We start from the raw sequence: 20,207 nt of genomic DNA, 5'->3' as shown, positions 1-20,207 counted from the left end.
CCTTCCAAGCTCGCTGTACAACCAGCGGTCAAGACCGCTGACCGCTCGCTGCGAGCAATTCCTTCAAAATCGTCGCCGGGTCGGCCCGCTGTTGCTTGCGGTAGTTGCCCACATGGCGAACGAATAACGTCGCACGCGTCACCAGGCTCTTGCCCAGTACCGGCTTGCGATCCAACTCTTCCTTGATCCGTTGAAACTGCGCCTGGATCACCGCATCGGTGTAGCGCGTGCCGGTGGCCAGGTTGTCGATGTAGATCGCCACCGCGCCGTCCAGCGCACTGCGCCCATTGGTGATCGCCGTGGCGAACAGCTGCGCGCTGGCCTCATCCTTGGCGTCGATGGCCTGCTGGCGGCTCTTCTGCAAATTGATCAGGCGGATGTTGTAGTTGTTGATGGTCTCGGCCACCAGGGCCGCGGACTGAATCAGGTTGCCGGCCGCTTCTTCGCGCTGCTGGGCGATCAGCGAGACGTTGCGCTTGAGCTCTTCGTTGACGAGGCCGAGCTCGGCTTGCAGGCGCGGGTCGACGCTGGCGGCAATGATGCTGTCCAGGCGCTTGGTCGGGTCCTGGGCGTCGTCGATGGCATCGGTCAGCGAGGCCAGGCGACCTTCCTTCTGCCACTGGGCGAACAGTTCCTTGTAGCGCGAACGCGGTGCCGACAAGGCGCCAATCGCCACGCGAAAGCCGGTGGTCTCGTTGCTTTGTTCGGTGCCGTCGGCGGCGAACAACGGGTACTCGCGGCGCATGCCGGTGAACAGCGTGCCCTCGCCTTCCAGATAATTACCGCCCTTGACCACAAAGCCACCGTAGGTGCCCTGACGACGCCCGGCGTGCACCAGTTGGAAGGATTCCTGGACCATTTCCGCTGCGTTGCCGATCACATCGAACATGCCGATCGGGTTGGGCAGCTTGGTGCCAATGGGCATCAGCCGTGCGGCTTGGCCGGTGCCACCCGCGACCTGATTGAACACCGCGTAATCGGCAAGGGGGCCGTCGCTTTCGCTGCCCTCGGTACGCCGTGGAAACAGCCGGCCTTCCAGGTCCTGACGGCTCACCGCCTGGCCACCGCGCGCGGCGAACTCCCACTCCACTTCGGTAGGCAGGCGCACAAAGCCCAGCCCGCCGTCATCTGCCGAAGCACCGCGACCACTCACCGGCAACAGCTCGCGGTGATATTTCATCAACCAGGCGCTGTACACCGCCGAGAAGCGTTCGGCTTCAAAGCGCGACAGCTTGACCTTGGGCAAGCGCGCCGCCATCCCGGTAGGTACATCGCACGCCGGGGCGGGTTCGCCACTGGCCAGGGATTGCGCCTGGGACATGACCTGCGCATATTGCCGCGCAGTGACTTCGTACTTGCCGATGAAGTACAGCATCGGCTTGAGCGGGGTCTTGGCGTCGGTCTTCGGCATCAGCGGCGCAATGACCTTGTTCCAGTCCTTGGGCAGGTCCTTGAGGGTGAACTGGCCGTTGATGAAGTCGCGGCGATAACCGGAAATGAACGACTGCTGATAGCCCGCTTCACCTTCGCTGAACGGGTAGCCGAGGCTGATCTCGCGGTCATCCAGGGTGCCCTGGGCCAGCACGTAGGCATAGCGAAACACCATGTTGCCTTCGCAGGGCAGCGGCAGGCTGACGTCGTCCGGCAACGGCTTGGGGTTGTCCAGCTTGTCGCTCGCCTCATCGGCCCAGGCCACGCAGGACAGGGTCAGCGCCACGGCGGCGCCCAGTAACTTATACATCTCTGATTCCTTCAGAAGCCTGGATACGCGCCACACGCCAACCACCACACGCCGCCGCCACGGCGCTGACGCCGAGGACAGCTGCCAGGGCCAGGCCGTAGTGACGCGCCAGCAGGTGACTGGCGTATTCGCCCGGCACCTGCACGAATAATTGGTTCAGGCCGGACTCTGCCAAGCCATATAAAAGCCCACTCAATACAGCGGCAAACCCCGCGCTGTAGAGCGCCTGCAACACCACAAACAGCAACAACCCGGCGGTGGAAAATCCCAACAACCGCAATACCGACAGCTCCCGGCGCTTGCGTGCAACCGACGCCAGCGCCGCGGCAAAGATCGCGGCAAACGCGCCCGCCAACGCCAGCCCGGCGATGATCCAGAACACGATCGACAGGTTGCGGCTCAACGACTGCACCTGGGCGATGGTCTGGGCCTGGGTCGACACCAACAGATTCTGCCCGGCGAAATACACCCGCAGCGGCTCCACATCCACCAGGCGCCGCGCATACAAACGGAACGCCGGGTATACCCGTTGCTCGCTGACGCCCACCGCATCGCCGTCCCAGCCAAACGCCGGCACCGCGCGGCCATCGCGATAATCTTCCGCTGCTTCCAGCAAGCCCAAGGGTGCAAACAATCCATCCCGGGCGAAGGCTTCCAGCGGCGCTACCTGCAGCACTTGAACCCGCAGGCGTTGCGACTCGACGCGCCCCGCCACCTGGCGCCCAAAACTCGCCTCCAGCCAATCCCCGGCCTTTGCCCCGAGCTTTTCGGCAGCGGTGTGGCTCAGCACGATCTGATCCAGGCCCTTGGGCATCGGCAGGCCGGCCAGCAATGGGTCGTTGGCGGCGGTCGGCAGCATCTCCACCGTCACCGCCCCCAACTGCGCCGTCGCCGCAATCTGCCGGGTGCGCGGCAAGGCGAACGCCACGTCGCTGCGCTGGCGGAGCTGCTCGACAAATTCACTGCTGAATCGACCACCGCCCAACGGAATAATTTCCCGGGTGGCCGGGTCGTTCTCCAAACGTTCGGTCAAACTGCTAACCAGTCCAAATTTCAGGCCGAACAACACCAGCAACGGCGCGATCACCGCCACCAACGCCAGCACCGAACACAACGACAGCCACGCATCGTTGCGGTAATCCTGCCAGGCCAGGGAAGCCACCAGGGCGATACGCATCAGCACGCCTCCCCAAGGGTGGCGGTGACGCCGCCGTCGGCGTCGCGACGGCAACTGATGCGCCGCACCTGCAAGCCGCTGGCCCGGGCCAGGGGTTCATCATGGGTGGCGATCACGCAGCACGTGCCGTTATGCCGGGCCTGGGCCAACAGCGCCTGCATCACCCGCTCGGCGTTCAACGGGTCGAGCGCAGCGGTGGGCTCATCCGCCAGCAACAGCTGCGGACCGTGGGCCAGGGCTCTTGCGCAACTGACCCGCTGACGCTGGCCGACGGACAACGCCGCCGGCTTCTTGTCCAACTGATCAGTGATTTCCAACTGCTCGGCCAACCGCGCCACGCTGCCGTCGTCTTTCAAACCCAGGAGTTGCCGCGACAACGCAATGTTGCCGCGCACATCGAGAAAACCCAGCAGGCCGCCGGTTTGCAGCACGTAACCCAGGTGCCGACTACGCAGGTCCGCCAGCGAGCTTTGCTGATCACTACGCCAAAGCCCGGCAATGTCGACGCGGTTGAAATCGAACTGCCCGACCTGATCCGGCGCCAATACCAGCGCGAGCAAATCCAGCAAGGTGCTCTTGCCACAGCCACTCGGCCCGACCACCGCCAACTGTTCACCCGCACGCAGTTGCAAGCCCGGTATCACCAGGCTGTAGCGCTGGGCACCAACGCCCCGGCTCTTGTGCACTGCGCTCAAGTTCAGCATTACGGCAGCGTCGACAGCGGCACGCGGTACAACGCATCACCCGGCTCGGCATCGCCGAAACGGACCCAGTTGGCCACATCGTTATGGAAGGTTTCGTAGAGGCGGATCTTCGAGTCCAGCTCGTCGATAAAGTCTTCCTGCTCGGCCACGCTCAACGACAGCCACAAATCCTGGGTCATGTTCAGCGACTTGCTGCGGTACGGCAGGCCTTCCAGGTATTCGCCAAGGATGCCGCCGTCCGCCAGGTTGCCGCCTTTTTTCAAGGCCTGTGGATCACGGCTCATATAGGCCGAGGCGCTGGCGATTTCCTGGAAGAAATCCTTCGGTGAGGTCTGGGTTTTGCGCGCGGCGTCGACGATCAGTTTCAAGGACTGCTGCAAATCGTTGAGCTGCAATTTGGTCAGCATCACGCACACCTGAAAGGCCGGCAGCGCGGTGTTGGTCAGGTCGCGATCGGCGGTCCAGGCACTCACCAGTTGCGGCGCCTGGCTCGCGGTTTTGCGGCCAAGGAAATCCATGTGCATCGCGTAACCGACGGCGGCGGATTTGTCCGTCAGGGTCGGCGCGGCACTGAGCAGCGGCACCGGCTGCGGTGTGTTGCTGCGCACCTGATGCACCAGGTTGGCGAACACCGTGCCGATCTCGTCGACCCGCTCGCCGAACTTGCGTACATCGCCACCGGGCACCGGCGTGTACAGGTCGCCGATCTGCGGGTTGGCGTCGGCGGTAAGTGTTCGATACTGGGTTTCGGCGCCGCTGTGGGTTTTCTTCCCGGCGTCGGTGCGCAGGTGCAAGGCGTAGATCTTGATCTGCTTGCCCAGCGCCGCCTGGCGGACTTCGGCTTCGTTCATCTGGGTGGTGGCGAACGGGTCGTTCTTGCGCAGCGCACCGGCGTCGGTCACCAGCAGGATCAAGCGCCCGCCGTAGCCGGACCAGTCCATGCCTTCCACCGCCTGCATGACACCGGCGAACGCGTCTTCGTTGAACGAGTGGCTGGACACCGTCGACGCTTTGACCTGCCGCGCCATGTCGAGGAAGCGCTGCGGGTCGCGCCCTTGGTCGAGGGTGATCAGGGTCTTGGCTACATACTCCAGGCCGGGGGTTTTCTTGATGCTGTTGCGAAAACCCACCAGGCCAAAGCTCACGCTGTCCAGTTCGCCACGCTCGGCGATGCGGGTTTGCAGCTCGTGGACCACGTCGCGAACCTGGTCGATGTAGGGCTGCATCGACACCGTGGTGTCGACCACCAGCACCACCGCAGTGCGGAAGGCATCGGCGCTGGCGTCGGTCACCGGCGTTCGAGCGACAGCCTTGGCGATGACATCAGGTGTGCTGCCAGGGTCGATGGAGGCGACGTTGAGCAGCTGCACCGGCTGGCCGTTTTCGTCGAAGCTCTCCTTGGAGTCGAAGATCGGCAGCAAATAGAACTGGTTCTGCGGGACGGCGCTTGCGGTCGGCTCCAGGGCCAGCACCTGCTGGTTGTCCTCGGTGTTTTTCTGCACCTTGAGCAGCAGGTTTTTCGCCGCTGCGGGATCGGCTAAAAGCTTCTCCACTTCAGCGGACTGACGCAGGAACATCACCGGCGCCCGACCCGAACGCTCGGTGAACTTGAGCACCAGGCTCTGCTTCCAGTCGCTGGCTTGCGCCGCCGGCAGCCAACCGTCGCTGCGCCCGTCGGTGGCGGCGCCAACCCGCAGCCAGGGGCTGCCGTCGACGTCCTTGCGTTGGTAGACATAGAGCACGGAAAACGCCGGCAAACCTTCGCCAGGCGCCCCGCCCGCTTCGTGGGAAAGCTTGGCGCCAGGCTTGCTCAGTACCCGCTGGAACAGGGTTTTCTTGCCGGCCATCAGCAACGGGCGTTGACCGCCGTCAACCTGCGCCGCTACCGGTTGCGCGGCAGGCGGCGTGACGGCCTTGGCCGCCTCGACAACCGGCGGCGCGGCGGCTGGCGCGTCATCTTTCAACCACCAGTAACCTGCGCCCGCAATTGCCAGCGCGACCGCCACGGCAACTGCCGCCAACGCCAGCACCGGCCCACGGTTTTGTCCGGACACGGCCGAGTGTTGCGTCGGCGTCACCACCGGTTGCCGCACGGGTTGTGGCTGCGGCTTTTCGGTCGGGATTTCGATGGAAACCGGCGTGAGTCCGGCCAGGTCATTGGAGACCGCAACCGGAATCGGCAGGGGCCGAATCAACGTCGCCTCTACCTGCTCCTCCTTCGGCAACTGATCCAGCGCCAGCAGCAACGCCGCCGCATCCGGGAAGCGCTCCGCCGGGTCCTTGGCCAGCAGCTTGCGCAGCACCTCCTGATAGCGCCCGTGGTGCACCGGCAATTCCGGCAGCGGTTCAGTCAGGTGTGCCAGTGCTGTGGAAAGCGCATCGGTGCCGTTGTAAGGCAACTTGCCCACGAGGATTTCATAGAGCACCACGCCCAGCGCATACAGGTCGGCGCGCCCGTCAATTTCCTGGCCCCGGGCCTGCTCCGGGCTCATGTAGCTCGGCGTGCCGACGGCAAATCCGGCCTGGGTGAACTGCGTGCGGTCATCCAGGGACTTGGCGATGCCAAAGTCCGACAACACCGCCGTGCCATCCGCGCGGAACAGAATGTTCGCCGGCTTCACATCGCGGTGTACCAGGCCCTGGGCGTGGGCATAACCCAGCGCCGAGGCGATCTGGCGGATATACGTCAGCCCCTGCTCCGGCGTCAGTCCCGCGGCGATCCGCTCCTTGAGCGTGCCATTGGGCAGGTATTCCATGGCCATGTAGTACAGCTCACCGACATTGCCGATGTCATGGATGGTCACGGTGTGCGGGTGGGACAGGCGCGCCAGGGTCTTGCCTTCGCGCAGGAAGCGCTCGCAGAAGCTCGGGTCGGCCGCCAGCGCCGCCGCCATGATCTTCAGCGCCACCTTGCGCTCCAGGGAACGCTGGGTCGCCAGGTACACGCTGGCCATGGCGCCAACGCCGATTTCGCCTTCGATGTCGTAGCCGGGAATGATGATGTTCATGTCGACACCTTCACAACGATGGCGGTGATGTTGTCCGGCGCGCCGCGATTGAGCCCCAGGTGCACCAGGCTGCGGACGATTTCGTCCGGCTCGGCATGGCTTAGTACTTCGCGGATCTCGTGGTCTTCGACGGTCTTGTTCAGGCCGTCGCTGCACAGCAGGTAACTGTCGCCGGGGGCGATCAACAGGTCGACCGACGACAACGCCAACTGTGCTTCCACGCCAATCGCGCGGGTGACGATATTCGCCCGTGGATGCACCCGCGCATCGGCTTCGCTGAGCAGGCCGCTGTCCTGCAAGTCCTGCACGTAGCTGTGGTCGCGGGAAATGCTTTCCAGCAGGCCGTCGCGCAGGCGATACAGGCGGCTGTCGCCGGCCCACAGGCACACGCCGCGCAAGCCTCGGGTGGCGAGCAACACCACGGTGCTGCCCATCATGGTCACGCCACGGTGGGCGGTTTCTTCGCGCACCGCGCCGTTGACTCGCAACAGGTCGCTGCGCAACGCCGCCGTGTATTCCTCAAGGGAACGGCCCACGGGAATGCTGCGCAGGCTGTCGACAATCAGGCTGCTGACGTAATCCCCCGCCGCGTGCCCGCCCATGCCGTCGGCCACCACCCACAGGCCGTTTTCCGGCAGGTCGAGGCAAGCGTCTTCATTGACTTGGCGAACCATGCCGACGTGGCTTTTGCTGGCGGATTTGAACGTGGACCGCATCTACACAACACCTTCTTGGCCGAGCAAAAATTGCGCAAAATCGTCGGCAGCAGGCAAGCCCTGACACCGCATTAAACCGGGAGAAATCTGTTGCGAACCACGGCCCCACCACAGGCTCGCGCCTTCGCAGGCCTGTTCGGCAAGCGCAGTCATCCGCGCTTGGGGGTCTGTGGCGTTGACACGCTGCAAGCCCGCAAAGCGACTACCCAAGGTGCGAGGTTGGCAGGCTGGAGCGCCGAGGGATTCGATCCCGCCGCTGAAACCTTCGAAGCTGGCGCCGGCGTCCAGCGTGCTCAGCAACAACTCTTCCACCTGTTCAAACCAGGTGTCCGGGCCGCCAACGACGGAGGCCGGGTCGGTGTCGTGATCCAACAGCGCAGCCACCGTCAGCGGGAAATAGCGCCCCACCCGGTCGATGCTCGGCATCACCACGCCCACCGCCGCGTCCGGCCCGCACACACCCGGCGCCAACACGAAGCGCCACAATGGGCTGACCAGGTAAGCATTCAGCCAGTCAGCCCCGAGGCGGGTCTGGCTGGCGAGCAATCCGGACGCCAGCCAACTGTCCCAAGGGCCGATAAAACTCTGGGGCAGCGCGCGGCTGACAAAGTCGCCGCGGCACGCCAACTTGCCGTAGAAACCCAGCGTGGTCATAGCCGCTCCGGCAGGCTGAAGCCGTTAAGCACGCGGCTCTTGAACGGGTTGAAGGCACTGTTGGCCCGCAACTCGTAGGAGATGCTCGCGCCGTCGACCCGCAGACGCAGGTTGAAGCGGTCCGGCGAATTGCCGGCGGTCAGGTCCGATTGCTCCAGCAGACGAAACCAGGCCCACGGGCCGTCCAGCGTCACGCCGGAGCGCCCGCTGGCTGACGGCGGCATGATGGAAATGCGCACCACGCCAATGCTGCCGGGATTCGGCCACTGCATCGCGACCGGCCGGCTCGGGCCGTGGTCATAGCTCAGTTGCTGGCCGTCCAGGTCCAGCAGGAACTGGGTGATGGTCGCGTCCATCGCCACCGGCTTGAGTTCAAAGCGCACGATCGGCTGGGTGCCACCGGCGCGGAAAAACGCATCCCGAATGGTCGCCGCACGCTGGAAGGTTTGCAGCACGCCCGGCGCGATGCCGAGCTTCTGCGCCGCGCCCGGCTGCCAGCGCCAGGTTTGCGTGGAGGTGTCGACGTAAGGTTGCAGGTACTTGCGGAAGTAATTGTCCATCACCCCGCCCACCCCGAAGAACTGGCCGAAGTCATCCAGGGTCGCGTCCCGCGCACTGCCGGGCGACATCGGATAACGCCCGGCCAGGGACTGGCGATACACGTTCACCACTTCGCTGACCCACGCCGCATTCAGCTGGTTACGCACCCCGCCCATCATGCTGTTGGTGGTGGAGTTGACCACTGACTTGACCATGCCCTGCACCAGCGGCGGCTGGCGTTCGGCATTCAGGCTGACCCGCGTGGCCGCAGCCGCCGCCTGGTTTTTCGCTTCGCCGAGCAACGCATCGCCACTGGCACCGACCATGGCGCTGACCTGCACATACAGCGCGTTCATGTCCGCCAGCAGGCCATCGATGGCCGCCGGTTCACCTTCGTTCTTGCTGACGATGCTGTTGAGTTCAGCGAAGTGCGCCGTCACCGGATCTTCACTGGCCGCCGGTGCATCCGCGGTCGGTTGGTCCTGGCCAAGCAGGCTGCCGAGGCGTTCCTTGAGCTTGTCCACGCCACCTTCCACCGGCGCGCCCTTGGCAGCCAGCAGGCGTTCTTCCGCCTGCAGGTCGGTCTCCTTGGAGACCGCCACCAGCAGCTTCTTCAGCGGCGAAGTCGGCCCGGAAATCACCCGCAAGACGTCGGCCGCCTGGGCCACGCTGGTGATCGGCACAAAGTCGATATCCGCCAGCAACGCATCCCACTGGCGTTGATAATCCTGGAAGTACAGGCGGCGCACATCGGCGGCGAGGCTGACGACGTTTTGTTGGTCGGCCTGCTCGCGGCCCAGTACCCACTGCTCTTCAGCAAGGGTGCCGGTCTGGTTCAGGCTGGCCAGCAGGAAGCCCTGGCGATAACCCTTGGCGGTAAAGAAACCGCTCAACGGTTCGCCCAACGGCTTGCCGCTCTTGCGACTGAACACCAGCGCCGCATCACGGCCCGCCGCTTCGTTGATGCGAAAGTCCGGCACGCCTTCCGGCAGTTTCTGGCGCTTGATACGGTCGTAGACGCGCTGGGCCACTGGCAGTTGCTGCAGTTGCCGACGCAGGTCGTCGATCAAGCGCGGGTCGAGACGGGCGCTGGGCGGATGCCGCTCGAACAGGGCCTGCAAGTGCCCGATCAATGCCTGGCGTTGGTCTGCCGGCAGGTCGCGCGGCAGGTTGCGGTCCCAGTCGAGGGCGATCCAGGCCTTGATGAAGTCCGGGTCGTAATGCTCGCTGTCGGCGAGCATCAGGTAGGCCTTCAAGCCTTCGTAGAGGAAGTCGGAATTGCCGCCGCCGTGCAGTTGCTCTTCGATGCGCGTCACCAAACGGGGCGCGAACACGGCGATCAACAGCTTGCGGTAGACGCTGGAGGATTCGGCTTCGAGCATGTCGCCCTGATACAGGCCCAAGCCTTCGGACCAGCTCGGCGAGTCGCCCGCGAGGTTCTTCACGGCGTTAAGCAGGGGCAGCACCGCGAGTACTTCGCGCTGTGCCGGGCTGAGGTTCTGCACGGTCTGGCCCAACGGCGCGACCTTCTGGTCAACCTGGGCGATGTAGGCCTGGTTGGCGCGATAACTCACCCACCACAACGTGCTGACGACCAGTACCAGCGCCACGGTTGCGGCCAGCACACCCCGGGCAATCCACTTGCGACGGCGCTCGACCTTCGGGTTGACGCCCACCAGGCCACGCTCGGCAAACGCCACGGCGGTGAACAGTTTTTCGATGAAGTAACTGCGCCCGGTGCCGGTCTGGCGCGCCAGGTGCTGGCGGTCCAGGTTCATGCTCTGGGCCATGGCGCCGATCAAGCGGTCAATCGGGCTGCCTTCCTGGGTGCCGCTGGTGAAGTACACACCGCGCAGCAAGACGCGCTCTTCAAAGGCGTTGGGTTTGAACACGCCTTCGAGGAAGCCTTGCAGGCAATCCTTCAACGCGCCGAACTGCTGCGGGAAACCGTAGATCAGGTCGCGCCGCGCCGGGTCGCGTTCCTGTTGCAGGCGCTCCACCAGGCGCTCGTTGAGGCGCTGTTCCAGGCCGGCGAACTCGCTTTGCAGATGGGCCAGCGGGCTGTCGCTGTTCTTGCCGTCGTCCAGGGCGAAGGTCATGCCCCACACTTGGGCGCGCTCTTCCTTGCTCAGGTTGTCGAAGAACTCCATGAAGCCCGGCACCAGGTCGAGCTTGGTGAGCATCAGGTAGATCGGGAAGCGCACGCCCAGTTGGGTGTACAGCTCCTGGATGCGCAGGCGGATCGCGGCGGCATGGGCGGCACGCTCGGCGTCGCTGCCCAGCAGCAGGTCCGAGAGGCTGATGGCGATAAACGCACCATCAATCGGGCGCCGGGAACGCTGCTTTTTCAGTAGGTCGAGAAAGCCCAGCCAGGCGGCTTTATCCACCGTGGAGTTGCTGTCCTGGGTGGTGTAGCGGCCAGCGGTGTCGAGCAATACGGCCTGGTCGGTAAACCACCAATCGCAATTGCGCGTACCGCCCACGCCCCGTACCGCACCGGCACCCAACTGCGCCGCCAAGGGAAAGTGCAGCCCGGAATTGACCAGCGCGGTGGTCTTGCCCGAGCCCGGCGGGCCGATGATCACGTACCACGGCAGCTCATACAGGTTGCGGCGCTCGTCACCGCCCAGCTTGGCCTTTTTCAACAGGGCCAGGGCTTCGTCCATGCGCTGGCGCAGGGTCGCCAGCTCTTCGGCGGTGGCGACGCTGGCAGGGTCTGGCGGGGTTTCCGCCGCGAGGCTGCGCATCACTTCGGCGGCCTGGCGCCGGGCCTGGATAATCCGGAATACGCGGTAGGCAATCCACACCGCGAACACCAGGATGATCAGCGCCCAGCGGCGCCCTTCCGGCACCAGCACATCGAGCAACGGGCCCACAAACCAGATGATCAGGCTCAAGGCGATCAGGCCCAGCAGCGGGATCACCCAGCGAATCACAAAACTGAAAAACGCCTTCACTCGACGCCCTCCGCCAATACGGTGATTTCTACCCGGCGATTGCGCGCACGGCCTTCGGCTGTGGCGTTGGTCGCCACCGGCTCGGTGTCGCTGCGGCCTTCGGCGCTGAAGCGTTCCGGCTGGCCGGTCTTGGCCGCGAGAATCTCCAGCACCGACTTGGCCCGCGCCTCGGACAGCGCCCAGTTGGACGGAAAGCGCAGGGTCGCAATCGGACGGTTATCGCTGTGGCCGGTGACCCGCACCTGGCCCTTGACCTTGCGGATGGCGTCGGCAATACGCAGCATCAGCGGCTGGAAGTCATCGACGATGCTGGAGCTGGCCGAGGCGAACAGTTCATCACCACGGATGGTCACCACGGAGCGGTCGACGGCATCTTCCACGGCTACGCGACCGGCCTTGATGTCTTCCACCAGGAAGCCTGCCAGACGCGGTCGCTCAATGATTTTCGGCTGGGCCACCGGACGGTCGATGGCCTGCACCGGGATCTCCCCCAGGGCATGAATATTCTTGAACACCGGCTCGGCATCCGACGCCAGTTTCATCCGCAATCCGAACAGCAACGCCAGCAACAATGCCACGCCGATGGCCACGGCGATCCACGGCGGCATGAACTGCGCCAGGCGATCACGGGCCACGGTTACGCCGCGCCAATGGGGCGACAGCTCGCGCTCATGTTCGCCACGGGCACTGCGAATCGCCGCCGCGGTACGCTCGCGCAAGGCTTCCAGCTGGCTACGGCCGTCGTTCATCACGCGGTAGCGACCTTCGAAACCCAGGCACAGGCACAGGTACAGCAGTTCCAGCAGGTACAGGCGTTCCCGCGGGCTTTGCAGGCAGTGATCCAGCAATTGGAAGACCTTTTCGCCGCCCCAGGCTTCGTTGTGCACGGTGATCAGCAGGCTCTGCTTGCCCCAGTCACTGGCACTGCCCCACGGCGTACTCAGCACGGCTTCATCGAGGGCGGTGCACAGCGCGTAACGCGCCAGCAGCACGTCATTGCGGGCCACGCCGGCCGCCTCGGCACGTTCTTCGAACTGGCGCAGGTAAGCCAGCAGCTGCGCACGCAGGCTCGCTGGCGCAGGGTGCGAGATCGTGTTGCGCAGGCGCGTCAGCAGCGCCAACAACGGGCCGGCGGCGCTTTCCAGCGGGTTCAGGCCCTGGGCCTTGCCGGTCAGGATCGGCGCAGCGGGCATCGACAGCGGCGCCGGCTCTGCGCGAACAGGCTCCGGCGCGCGGCCACCGGGACGCGGCATGAACTGGGTGCGGTCATCGTCATTCGGATGCATCGCGGATTACCCTCGGATGGCCCAGAAAGCCAGGTTCAACCCCGGGAACTGGCCGGCGATGTGGAACGCAAAGCCACCGGAATTACCCAGTTGCTGCCAGTGCTCGCTGCCCCGGTCCAGCTCGTAGTAGGTGGAGCCTGCGTGGTACGGAATCTGCCGTGGCGCCACCGGCAGCGGCAGCAGGCCGATGCCCGGCAGTTGCAGGTTGACCAGGTCGCGGATGTGTTCCACCGAGCCAACTTTGCTTTGCTGGCCGAAGCGCGCGCGCAGGGTTTCGCCCGGCACATCGGCGCGCACCACCAGGATGAAACTGGCGCTGTCGATCAGGGTTTTGTCGGCCAGCATCGCCACGTGCACGCCGTAGGCTTTCTCGACAATCGGGATCGGCGTGGCCTTGCTGTCGATCAGCATCGACAGCGCCTCGCGCAGGGCCTGCATCACCGGGGTGAAGCTCAGGGCCAGGTCGTCATGCTGGTACTGCGGATATTCGTGGGGGCGGCGGCCCGTGGTGGAGAAGGTCGAGAACTCGCCGGCCAGGCTCACCAGCTCACTGAAGAAACGCTCCGGGTGCAGCGGGCTCAACTGACTCAGGTGCTGGATCAGCGGCTGGGCGCGGTTGACCAGTTGCAGCAGCATGAAGTCGGCAATCTCCGAAGCACCACCGGCGCCCGAAGCCACCACGCGCCCGGCCAACGCTTCGCCGCGCTGGTGCAGCAGGCCCAGCAGTTCGCTGCGAAACGCGGTCAGCGGTTTGCTGGCCGTCACGTCGAGGACCGGCGGGATGTAGCTCTCGTCCAGCACCAGGGCGCGGTCGGCGCGTTTTTCCTTGATGCGCACCAGGCCGATGGCCGCGTAATCGCTGATGCCATCCTGGGCGGTCAACAGGCGCAAGGCGCGGGAGCCGACCGCCACCGGCGCACGGTTTTCGAAGGGCGCGTTGTCGTCGCGCACTTCACGTACCTGGCTGACATAGCGCGCGGCTTCCAGGGCCTCGCCTTCGTCGACGGTGTCGCGGGCGCCGGCACGCTTGAGGGGCAACGCCAGGTACACCAGGCCATCGCGCAAGTTGTCGTCGATATTCAGCGGGCTCGGCGCCAGGTCGTCCTGGGGGATATTGAACGGTGTGCCATCCGGTAACAGGCCGCGTGCCGAAACGATCGCCAGCTTACCCTGGGCCAGCAGGCCCTGGTCGATCAACAGTTCGGAAAAGCCCCAGGCCCCCGCCGACAACGGGCGGCTGCGCGCATCGATCAGGTTTTCCAGGTAACGGTCATGCTGCTGGAAGTGCTGCGTTCCGATGAACATGCCTTCCGACCAGACCACGCGATTGTTCCAGGACATGGGGGCTCCGATTCTTATTGGGCAGGGCTGGATGGGGGAACCACGACGTCGGCACGCACGGCATGCACATCGAGGCTGATCTGGTATTCGGTGTATTGGCGTGCCGGCACGTTGAGCACCGTGCGCCACTCGGCGCGGTCCAGTTCGCGATAGCCCACCAGCAGGCCGATCTGGCGGGTGGACGGGTCGAGGTCGCGCTGGATGCTCAATTGCTGGCCGGGCAGGATCACCACTTCGTCCTGGTCGAGCAGGTCGAGGCCGAGGGTCGACTGTGCGCGATCGGCCAGGGCGAAGTAGTCGGAACGGCTGAAGGTGGCGGCGTTTTTCAGTTCGAAAATCCGCACCCGTACCGGGGCTGCCTGGCCATTGGCGCCGGGGTTGAGCCCGGCGATGGCATGGAAATGCAGCTCGACGGCGGCGGTGTCTGCCTCAGCTTCGGCGGCCTCGGGCTTGGCCGCATCCTTGGCACACGCCGTCAGCAGAAGCGCGGTGGCGACTGCGAGTAAAAACCTGGGAATCATCCTGCGTCCTCAATGACGTACTTAGCTATCCGTTGTTCCATGTACTGCGTTGTTAGTGACGCTGTCGGCTGCTGTGCGCTTCGTAGGCACGGCTGAATTCACGCCCGAACAGGTCCTGGAAATCTTCCTGGGCCTCGCGGGAAATATTGCTGTAGAGCTCGGTGAACTGCTGCCAGTACTGGGCCTGGCGCGAGCCGTTGAAAATGCTCGATAGCCCGCCGGGCTTGCCCATGCGCTCTTCGAGCTGCGCCGGTTCAAAGCGCGTCAGCAGGTGCTTGATGGCGGCTTCGACCCCGGCCATGACGGCCAGTTGGTGGGCGCGCAGATCGTCGAAACTGTCGCGCACGGCCAAGTCCGGTGCCATAAACGCCTGATTGCTGTGGCGTAGGAGCAGCAGTAGCGCTTCATCGGCATTCGGGGCGAATTTCAACGGATTGTTTTCCACCGGTTGAATCACCGTCTGCTGCATGCGGAACTCGCCCTTGAGGCTGCTGCGGGCACGCAACACGTCGATCAGGCCTTCGACCATCAGCCGGTAACTGCGGCCGATGCTTTCCATCTGGGCTTCGGCCTGGGCCTTGTCCAGGCGCAACTGATCGAGGCCCGCACCGCGCAGGAAGGCTTGCAACAGGTCGGGCTGGCTGGCATCAGCCACCGGGAGCGGGCGCTCGACCTTGGGCGGCTCGATAACCGGCGGCTGTGGCGGTGTTGGCGGCGGCGGTGCAACAGACCTGGGTGCCGGGGCATCGCCGAACAGATCCCAGTCTTCGGGGATTACTGAGCCCGAGACCACCGGCGCAGGCGGCTCAGCCACGGGCAGCGGTGTCGGCGGGCGGAAGTCGTGCAGCTCGGCCGGCACGTGATCGTGCACGGTGGCCGGCGGTACGCTGGTGGGCGCGAGGAAGTCGAACAGGTCCGGCAGGGTGTCCATCGACGAGGCGCCTTGGAACTGCGGCGCGATCACCGGAGGTGGCGTCGGGGCCTTCACGGCGGCGCCCATCAGGGCTTCGAAACTGTTGGAAGCGTCACCGGTGAAAGACGGGGTATCTGTCACTTTCAGGTTGAAATCGATACGCGCCTGGATCTCGTAATCGCCGATGCGGATCAGTTCGCCGTCCTGCAATGGCTCGCTGCTTCCCCGCCGCAAACGAATACCGGCATGCACTAACTCAACTCCATTAGTGCTGTTATCAGTTAAGTAGTAACGACCATCTTTGTACTGAATAACGCAATGTTGCGTGGAAACAAGACGTTCTGGATCAGGCAGTACCCAGTCATTTTCGGAACCGCGGCCAATAGCCATCACTCCCTGGTCCAGGGACTTTTCAGAACACTGGCCAGGGGTAATCTTGTGATAACTAGTGATAGTCAAGCACAGCGACATCTTGCCTCCTTGCTGATACTTCGCGCGCGGCCGTTCCCTGGGAGAAATGCTCCGAGAGATCCACGACAGATCCTTTCAAAACCTTGAAAGCCTGCTTCAACCCGCGTAATTGCTGATCTTAACCGGCCTGTATGACAAAAATCCTGCCTCGGCACCTGCTTCGACTGATCAGTCGCACAAGATGTTAAGCACCGCACATCTGTCATAGAGGGCGAATAGCTTACCTTGACAAGGCATAAGTACTACACCAAAAATGCACAACTTCTTGAACACCAATGATGGCACTTTGAAATCAGCATGATGTCAAAGCGCTAAATAAGACCAAGAAAACATGCAAAGTTCCTCGCGCAACTAATGCATGAGTTGCCCGTCATCTAACGGGCTGATAGGGAGATCGAATTTAGTGGATGTGCCTCTGCTGCTCGCCGCCGTTTCCGCGACTTCGCCCTGTGGCGAAGACTTGGAATATGACGCCGATTACTTGCATCTTGAGCGTGCCGCACAGGGTCAACCCGAGCGCAGCATGGGCGACTCGATCCTGCCTGCCGAACCTCCGGAATGGCGCAGCATCCAGCAGCAAAGTCTCGACCTCCTGCAACGCAGCAAAGACCTGCGCATCACCCATTTCCTGTTGCAAGCCGCCCTCGCCCTCCAGGGCATTGCAGGGCTTGCCGACGCACTCGCGCTGATCAACGCGCTGCTGCGCGAATACTGGGCCGACCTGCATCCACGCCTGGATGCCGATGACGACAACGACCCCACCGTGCGCATCAACGCCCTCAGCGGCGTGGCCAGCGACGCGAACATCCGCCTGCTGCGTGAGGCTATCCTCACCCGTTCCCGCACCTTCGGGCCCGTCAGCCTGCGCGCCGCGCTGAATGCCAGCGGGCTGCAGAGTTTCCCCGGCGAAAACCTCGGTGCCGAACAGCTTAACGGCGCATTCCTCGACAGCGATGCCGAGCAACTGCAAACCACCCGCGACGCGCTGAACGCCGCCCGCGACGCCTGTGAGGCCATCGAACAATACGTCAGCGACCAGGTAGGTTCCGCCCAGGGCGTGGACCTCGCCCCCTTGAAGCAACTGCTCAAGCAGGCCGCGCAGATACTTAACCAATACGCCCCACACAGCGGCGCTGCCAGCGAGCCCGAGGTTGTCAGTGACGACAATGCCCCCTCGGTTGAATACGCCGCCGCGCCCGTTGCAGCACGCCCGACCGGCGACATCGCAAGCCGCGATGAAGTGCTGCGCAGCCTCGACAAGATCCTTGCGTACTACACCCGGCACGAGCCTTCGAGCCCGCTGCCGGTGCTGTTGAACCGGGCGAAGAATCTGGTGCACGCCGACTTTGCGGCCATCGTGCGCAACCTGATTCCCGACGGCATGTCCCAATTTGAAAATCTGCGCGGGCCGGACAGCGAATAAGCGTACGGATCGCGCAGTTACAACACCGTCGCTCAAGCGACCAGGAGCAGCAACGTGGCGAAGCAAAGTTCTCAGAAATTCATCGCGCGCAACCGTGCGCCTCGGGTGCAGATCGAGTACGACGTCGAGCTCTACGGCGCCGAGAAAAAGGTCCAGCTGCCCTTCGTCATGGGCGTGATGGCCGATCTCGCCGGCAAGCCCGCCGAACCTCTGGCGCCTGTGGCCGACCGCAAGTTCCTTGAAGTGGACGTCGACAACTTCGACTCGCGCCTCAAGGCCATGCAGCCACGCGTCGCGTTCCACGTGCCCAACGAGCTGACCGGCGAAGGCAACCTGAGCCTGGACATCACCTTCGAAAGCATGGACGACTTCAGCCCCGCCGCTGTGGCGCGCAAGGTCGATTCGCTCAAGCAACTGCTCGAAGCCCGCACCCAGCTGGCCAACCTGCTGACCTACATGGACGGCAAGACCGGCGCTGAAGAAATCATCATGAAGGCGATCAAGGACCCGGCACTGCTTCAGGCACTTGCCAGCGCGCCCAAGCCTGCAGGGGAGCAGTAATCATGACTGACAATACCGCCCGCGAAGGCACCCAGATCCTGGGTACCACCGAAGAAGCCAGCGAGTTCGCGAACCTGCTGCTGCAAGAATTCAAACCCAAGACCGAGCGTGCCCGCGAAGCCGTGGAAACCGCTGTGCGCACCCTGGCCGAGCAGGCTCTGGCCCAGACCGACCTGGTGTCCAACGACGCGATCAAGTCGATCGAATCGATCATCGCCGCCATCGACGCCAAGCTCACCGCCCAGGTCAACCAGATCATCCATCACCAGGATTTCCAGCAGCTGGAAAGCGCCTGGCGTGGCCTGCACTACCTGGTGAACAACACCGAGAGCGATGAGCAGCTGAAGATTCGCGTGCTCAACATCTCCAAGCCGGACCTGCACAAGACCCTGAAGAAATTCAAGGGCACCGCGTGGGACCAGAGCCCGATCTTCAAGAAGATGTACGAAGAAGAATACGGCCAGTTTGGCGGCGAACCTTACGGTTGCCTGGTGGGCGACTACTACTTCGACCAGTCGCCTCCCGACGTGGAGCTGCTGGGGGAGCTGTCGAAAGTCTGCGCCGCCATGCACGCACCGTTCATTGCCGCCGCTTCGCCAACCGTGATGGGCATGGGCTCGTGGCAGGAACTGTCGAACCCGCGCGACCTGACCAAGATCTTCACCACCCCGGAATACGCCGGCTGGCGCTCGCTGCGTGAATCGGAAGACTCGCGCTACATCGGCCTGACCATGCCGCGCTTCCTGGCGCGCCTGCCGTACGGTGCCAAGACCGATCCGGTGGAAGCCTTCGCCTTCGAAGAAAACACCGACGGTGCCGACAGCTCCAAGTACACCTGGGCCAACGCCGCTTACGCGATGGCGGTGAACATCAACCGTTCGTTCAAACACTTCGGCTGGTGCTCGCGCATCCGTGGCGTGGAGTCGGGCGGTGAAGTCGAGAACCTGCCGGCCCACACCTTCCCGACGGATGACGGTGGCGTGGACATGAAGTGCCCGACCGAAATCGCTATCAGCGACCGCCGCGAAGCGGAACTGGCGAAGAACGGTTTCATGCCGCTGCTGCACAAGAAAAACACCGACTTCGCTGCCTTCATCGGCGCCCAGTCGCTGCAGAAACCGGCCGAATACGATGACCCGGATGCCACCGCCAACGCCAACCTGGCCGCGCGCCTGCCGTACCTGTTCGCCACCTGCCGTTTCGCCCACTACTTGAAATGCATCGTGCGCGACAAGATCGGTTCCTTCAAAGAGAAGGACGAGATGCAACGCTGGTTGCAGGACTGGATCCTCAACTACGTCGACGGTGACCCGGCGCACTCCACCGAAACCACCAAGGCCCAGCATCCATTGGCTGCCGCCGAAGTGATCGTGGAAGACGTCGAAGGCAACCCGGGGTACTACAACTCCAGGTTCTACCTGCGCCCGCACTACCAACTCGAAGGGCTGACCGTGTCGCTGCGCCTGGTATCGAAGCTGCCTTCGGCGAAAGGCGCGTAACACCGTCGCTCGTTCCCACGCTCCGCGTGGGAATGCCGCCCGGGACGCTACGCGTCCCAGTGACGCAGAGCGTCACAAGATGCGTTACCACGCAGAGCGTGGGAACGATCAGCGTTAACAAATTCTGTGGCTGAGACCACACAGGGAGAAAACATGGCTGTTGATATTTTCATCAAGATCGGCGACATCAAGGGCGAGTCCATGGACAAGGCCCACAAGGACGAAATCGACGTGTTGAACTGGAGCTGGGGCATGGCCCAGTCCGGCAACATGCACGTGGGCGGTGGCGGCGGTGCGGGCAAGGTGAACATCCAGGACCTGTCGCTGACCAAGTACGTCGACAAGGCCTCGCCCAACCTGATGATGCACTGCGCGAGCGGCAAGCACATCGACAAGGTCACGCTGACCGTGCGCAAGGCCGGCGGTGAAAGCCAGGTCGAGTACATGATCATCAACCTGGAAGAAGTGCTGGTCACCTCCCTGAGCACCGGCGGTTCGGGCAGCGATGACCGCCTGACCGAAAACGTGACCCTGAACTTTGCCCAGGTGATGGTGGACTACCAGCCACAGAAAGCCGACGGCACCAAAGACGGCGGCGCGATCAAGTTTGGCTGGAACATTCGCTCCAACACCAAACGCTGATTGCCCCTGTAGCCGCCACCCCAAGTGGCGGCTGCAAGCCCCCTGTTCCTCTC

Annotated in this window: 15 protein-coding genes; 4 read left to right on the top strand and 11 right to left on the bottom strand. The window is 63.8% G+C overall.

Annotated elements, in window-relative coordinates:
• Positions 1 to 28 precede the first annotated feature (28 nt).
• The 11 genes from AC3WKX_RS00210 to tagH are packed head-to-tail and all read right to left on the bottom strand — an operon-like array spanning position 29 to position 16,029.
• The gene (locus AC3WKX_RS00210) at positions 29 to 1,741 is read right to left on the bottom strand and encodes a formylglycine-generating enzyme family protein (protein WP_063033839.1); all 1,713 of its coding nucleotides are present in this window, start codon (positions 1,739 to 1,741) and stop codon (positions 29 to 31) included.
• Positions 1,734 to 2,918, bottom strand: coding sequence for an ABC transporter permease (locus tag AC3WKX_RS00205; protein ID WP_102604060.1), 1,185 nt, complete (start codon positions 2,916 to 2,918; stop codon positions 1,734 to 1,736). The genes AC3WKX_RS00210 and AC3WKX_RS00205 overlap by 8 nt, the downstream gene beginning before the upstream one ends.
• Positions 2,918 to 3,622 carry an ABC transporter ATP-binding protein gene (locus AC3WKX_RS00200; protein ID WP_102604059.1) on the bottom strand — a complete coding sequence of 235 codons (705 nt, stop codon included), beginning with the start codon at positions 3,620 to 3,622 and terminating at the stop codon, positions 2,918 to 2,920. The genes AC3WKX_RS00205 and AC3WKX_RS00200 overlap by 1 nt, the downstream gene beginning before the upstream one ends.
• Positions 3,622 to 6,630, bottom strand: coding sequence for a serine/threonine-protein kinase (locus AC3WKX_RS00195; protein WP_102604058.1), 3,009 nt, complete (start codon positions 6,628 to 6,630; stop codon positions 3,622 to 3,624). The genes AC3WKX_RS00200 and AC3WKX_RS00195 overlap by 1 nt, the downstream gene beginning before the upstream one ends.
• Positions 6,627 to 7,346, bottom strand: a complete 720-nt coding sequence (locus AC3WKX_RS00190; RefSeq protein WP_003213320.1) for a PP2C family protein-serine/threonine phosphatase — start codon at positions 7,344 to 7,346, stop codon at positions 6,627 to 6,629. The genes AC3WKX_RS00195 and AC3WKX_RS00190 overlap by 4 nt, the downstream gene beginning before the upstream one ends.
• Positions 7,347 to 8,000: a type VI secretion system-associated protein TagF gene (tagF, locus tag AC3WKX_RS00185; protein WP_008439457.1), complete on the bottom strand. Its 654-nt coding sequence runs from the start codon at positions 7,998 to 8,000 to the stop codon at positions 7,347 to 7,349.
• Complete coding sequence (gene tssM, locus AC3WKX_RS00180) at positions 7,997 to 11,497, bottom strand: type VI secretion system membrane subunit TssM (protein WP_102604057.1); 3,501 nt, start codon at positions 11,495 to 11,497, stop codon at positions 7,997 to 7,999. Before tssM ends, tagF begins: the two co-directional genes overlap by 4 nt.
• Positions 11,494 to 12,783 carry a DotU family type VI secretion system protein gene (locus AC3WKX_RS00175; RefSeq protein ID WP_003213328.1) on the bottom strand — a complete coding sequence of 430 codons (1,290 nt, stop codon included), beginning with the start codon at positions 12,781 to 12,783 and terminating at the stop codon, positions 11,494 to 11,496. The genes tssM and AC3WKX_RS00175 overlap by 4 nt, the downstream gene beginning before the upstream one ends.
• A gap of 6 nt (positions 12,784 to 12,789) precedes the next feature.
• The gene (gene tssK, locus AC3WKX_RS00170; protein WP_003213330.1) at positions 12,790 to 14,124 is read right to left on the bottom strand and encodes a type VI secretion system baseplate subunit TssK; all 1,335 of its coding nucleotides are present in this window, start codon (positions 14,122 to 14,124) and stop codon (positions 12,790 to 12,792) included.
• A gap of 14 nt (positions 14,125 to 14,138) precedes the next feature.
• On the bottom strand, positions 14,139 to 14,645 hold the full coding sequence (gene tssJ / locus AC3WKX_RS00165; protein WP_003213332.1) for a type VI secretion system lipoprotein TssJ: 507 nt from the start codon (positions 14,643 to 14,645) through the stop codon (positions 14,139 to 14,141).
• Between the two features lie 52 nt (positions 14,646 to 14,697).
• Entirely contained in the window at positions 14,698 to 16,029 is a 1,332-nt protein-coding gene (gene tagH / locus AC3WKX_RS00160) for a type VI secretion system-associated FHA domain protein TagH (protein WP_102604056.1), read from the bottom strand.
• Positions 16,030 to 16,432: 403 nt separating this feature from the next.
• Here tagH and tssA point away from each other — a divergent pair, with 403 nt between their 5' ends.
• The 4 genes from tssA to AC3WKX_RS00140 all read left to right on the top strand — a co-directional run bounded on the left by tssA (position 16,433) and on the right by AC3WKX_RS00140 (position 20,154).
• Entirely contained in the window at positions 16,433 to 17,452 is a 1,020-nt protein-coding gene (gene tssA / locus AC3WKX_RS00155; RefSeq protein ID WP_102604055.1) for a type VI secretion system protein TssA, read from the top strand.
• 54 nt (positions 17,453 to 17,506) lie between these two features.
• A complete protein-coding gene (gene tssB / locus AC3WKX_RS00150; RefSeq protein ID WP_003213340.1) occupies positions 17,507 to 18,013 on the top strand; it encodes a type VI secretion system contractile sheath small subunit in 507 nt (168 codons plus the stop codon).
• Between the two features lie 2 nt (positions 18,014 to 18,015).
• Positions 18,016 to 19,512: a type VI secretion system contractile sheath large subunit gene (gene tssC, locus AC3WKX_RS00145; protein ID WP_003213343.1), complete on the top strand. Its 1,497-nt coding sequence runs from the start codon at positions 18,016 to 18,018 to the stop codon at positions 19,510 to 19,512.
• 153 nt (positions 19,513 to 19,665) lie between these two features.
• Positions 19,666 to 20,154: an Hcp family type VI secretion system effector gene (locus tag AC3WKX_RS00140; protein WP_003213345.1), complete on the top strand. Its 489-nt coding sequence runs from the start codon at positions 19,666 to 19,668 to the stop codon at positions 20,152 to 20,154.
• The last annotated feature ends 53 nt before the right edge of the window (positions 20,155 to 20,207 follow it).

This window comes from Pseudomonas sp. GP01-A4 (assembly GCF_058780865.1).
The sequence above is the reverse complement of the archived record's forward strand: the minus strand, read 5'-3'. Positions and strand labels throughout refer to the sequence as shown.

What these genes read in the sequence shown, in the direction of transcription:
- AC3WKX_RS00210 (WP_063033839.1), bottom strand. Translation starts at nt 1,741, where the DNA reads ATGTATAAGTTACTGGGCGCCGCCGTGGCGCTGACCCTGTCCTGCGTG.
- AC3WKX_RS00205 (WP_102604060.1), bottom strand. Translation starts at nt 2,918, where the DNA reads ATGCGTATCGCCCTGGTGGCTTCCCTGGCCTGGCAGGATTACCGCAAC.
- AC3WKX_RS00200 (WP_102604059.1), bottom strand. Translation starts at nt 3,622, where the DNA reads ATGCTGAACTTGAGCGCAGTGCACAAGAGCCGGGGCGTTGGTGCCCAG.
- AC3WKX_RS00195 (WP_102604058.1), bottom strand. Translation starts at nt 6,630, where the DNA reads ATGAACATCATCATTCCCGGCTACGACATCGAAGGCGAAATCGGCGTT.
- AC3WKX_RS00190 (WP_003213320.1), bottom strand. Translation starts at nt 7,346, where the DNA reads ATGCGGTCCACGTTCAAATCCGCCAGCAAAAGCCACGTCGGCATGGTT.
- tagF (WP_008439457.1), bottom strand. Translation starts at nt 8,000, where the DNA reads ATGACCACGCTGGGTTTCTACGGCAAGTTGGCGTGCCGCGGCGACTTT.
- AC3WKX_RS00175 (WP_003213328.1), bottom strand. Translation starts at nt 12,783, where the DNA reads ATGCATCCGAATGACGATGACCGCACCCAGTTCATGCCGCGTCCCGGT.
- tssK (WP_003213330.1), bottom strand. Translation starts at nt 14,124, where the DNA reads ATGTCCTGGAACAATCGCGTGGTCTGGTCGGAAGGCATGTTCATCGGA.
- tssJ (WP_003213332.1), bottom strand. Translation starts at nt 14,645, where the DNA reads ATGATTCCCAGGTTTTTACTCGCAGTCGCCACCGCGCTTCTGCTGACG.
- tagH (WP_102604056.1), bottom strand. Translation starts at nt 16,029, where the DNA reads ATGTCGCTGTGCTTGACTATCACTAGTTATCACAAGATTACCCCTGGC.
- tssC (WP_003213343.1), top strand. Translation starts at nt 18,016, where the DNA reads ATGACTGACAATACCGCCCGCGAAGGCACCCAGATCCTGGGTACCACC.
- AC3WKX_RS00140 (WP_003213345.1), top strand. Translation starts at nt 19,666, where the DNA reads ATGGCTGTTGATATTTTCATCAAGATCGGCGACATCAAGGGCGAGTCC.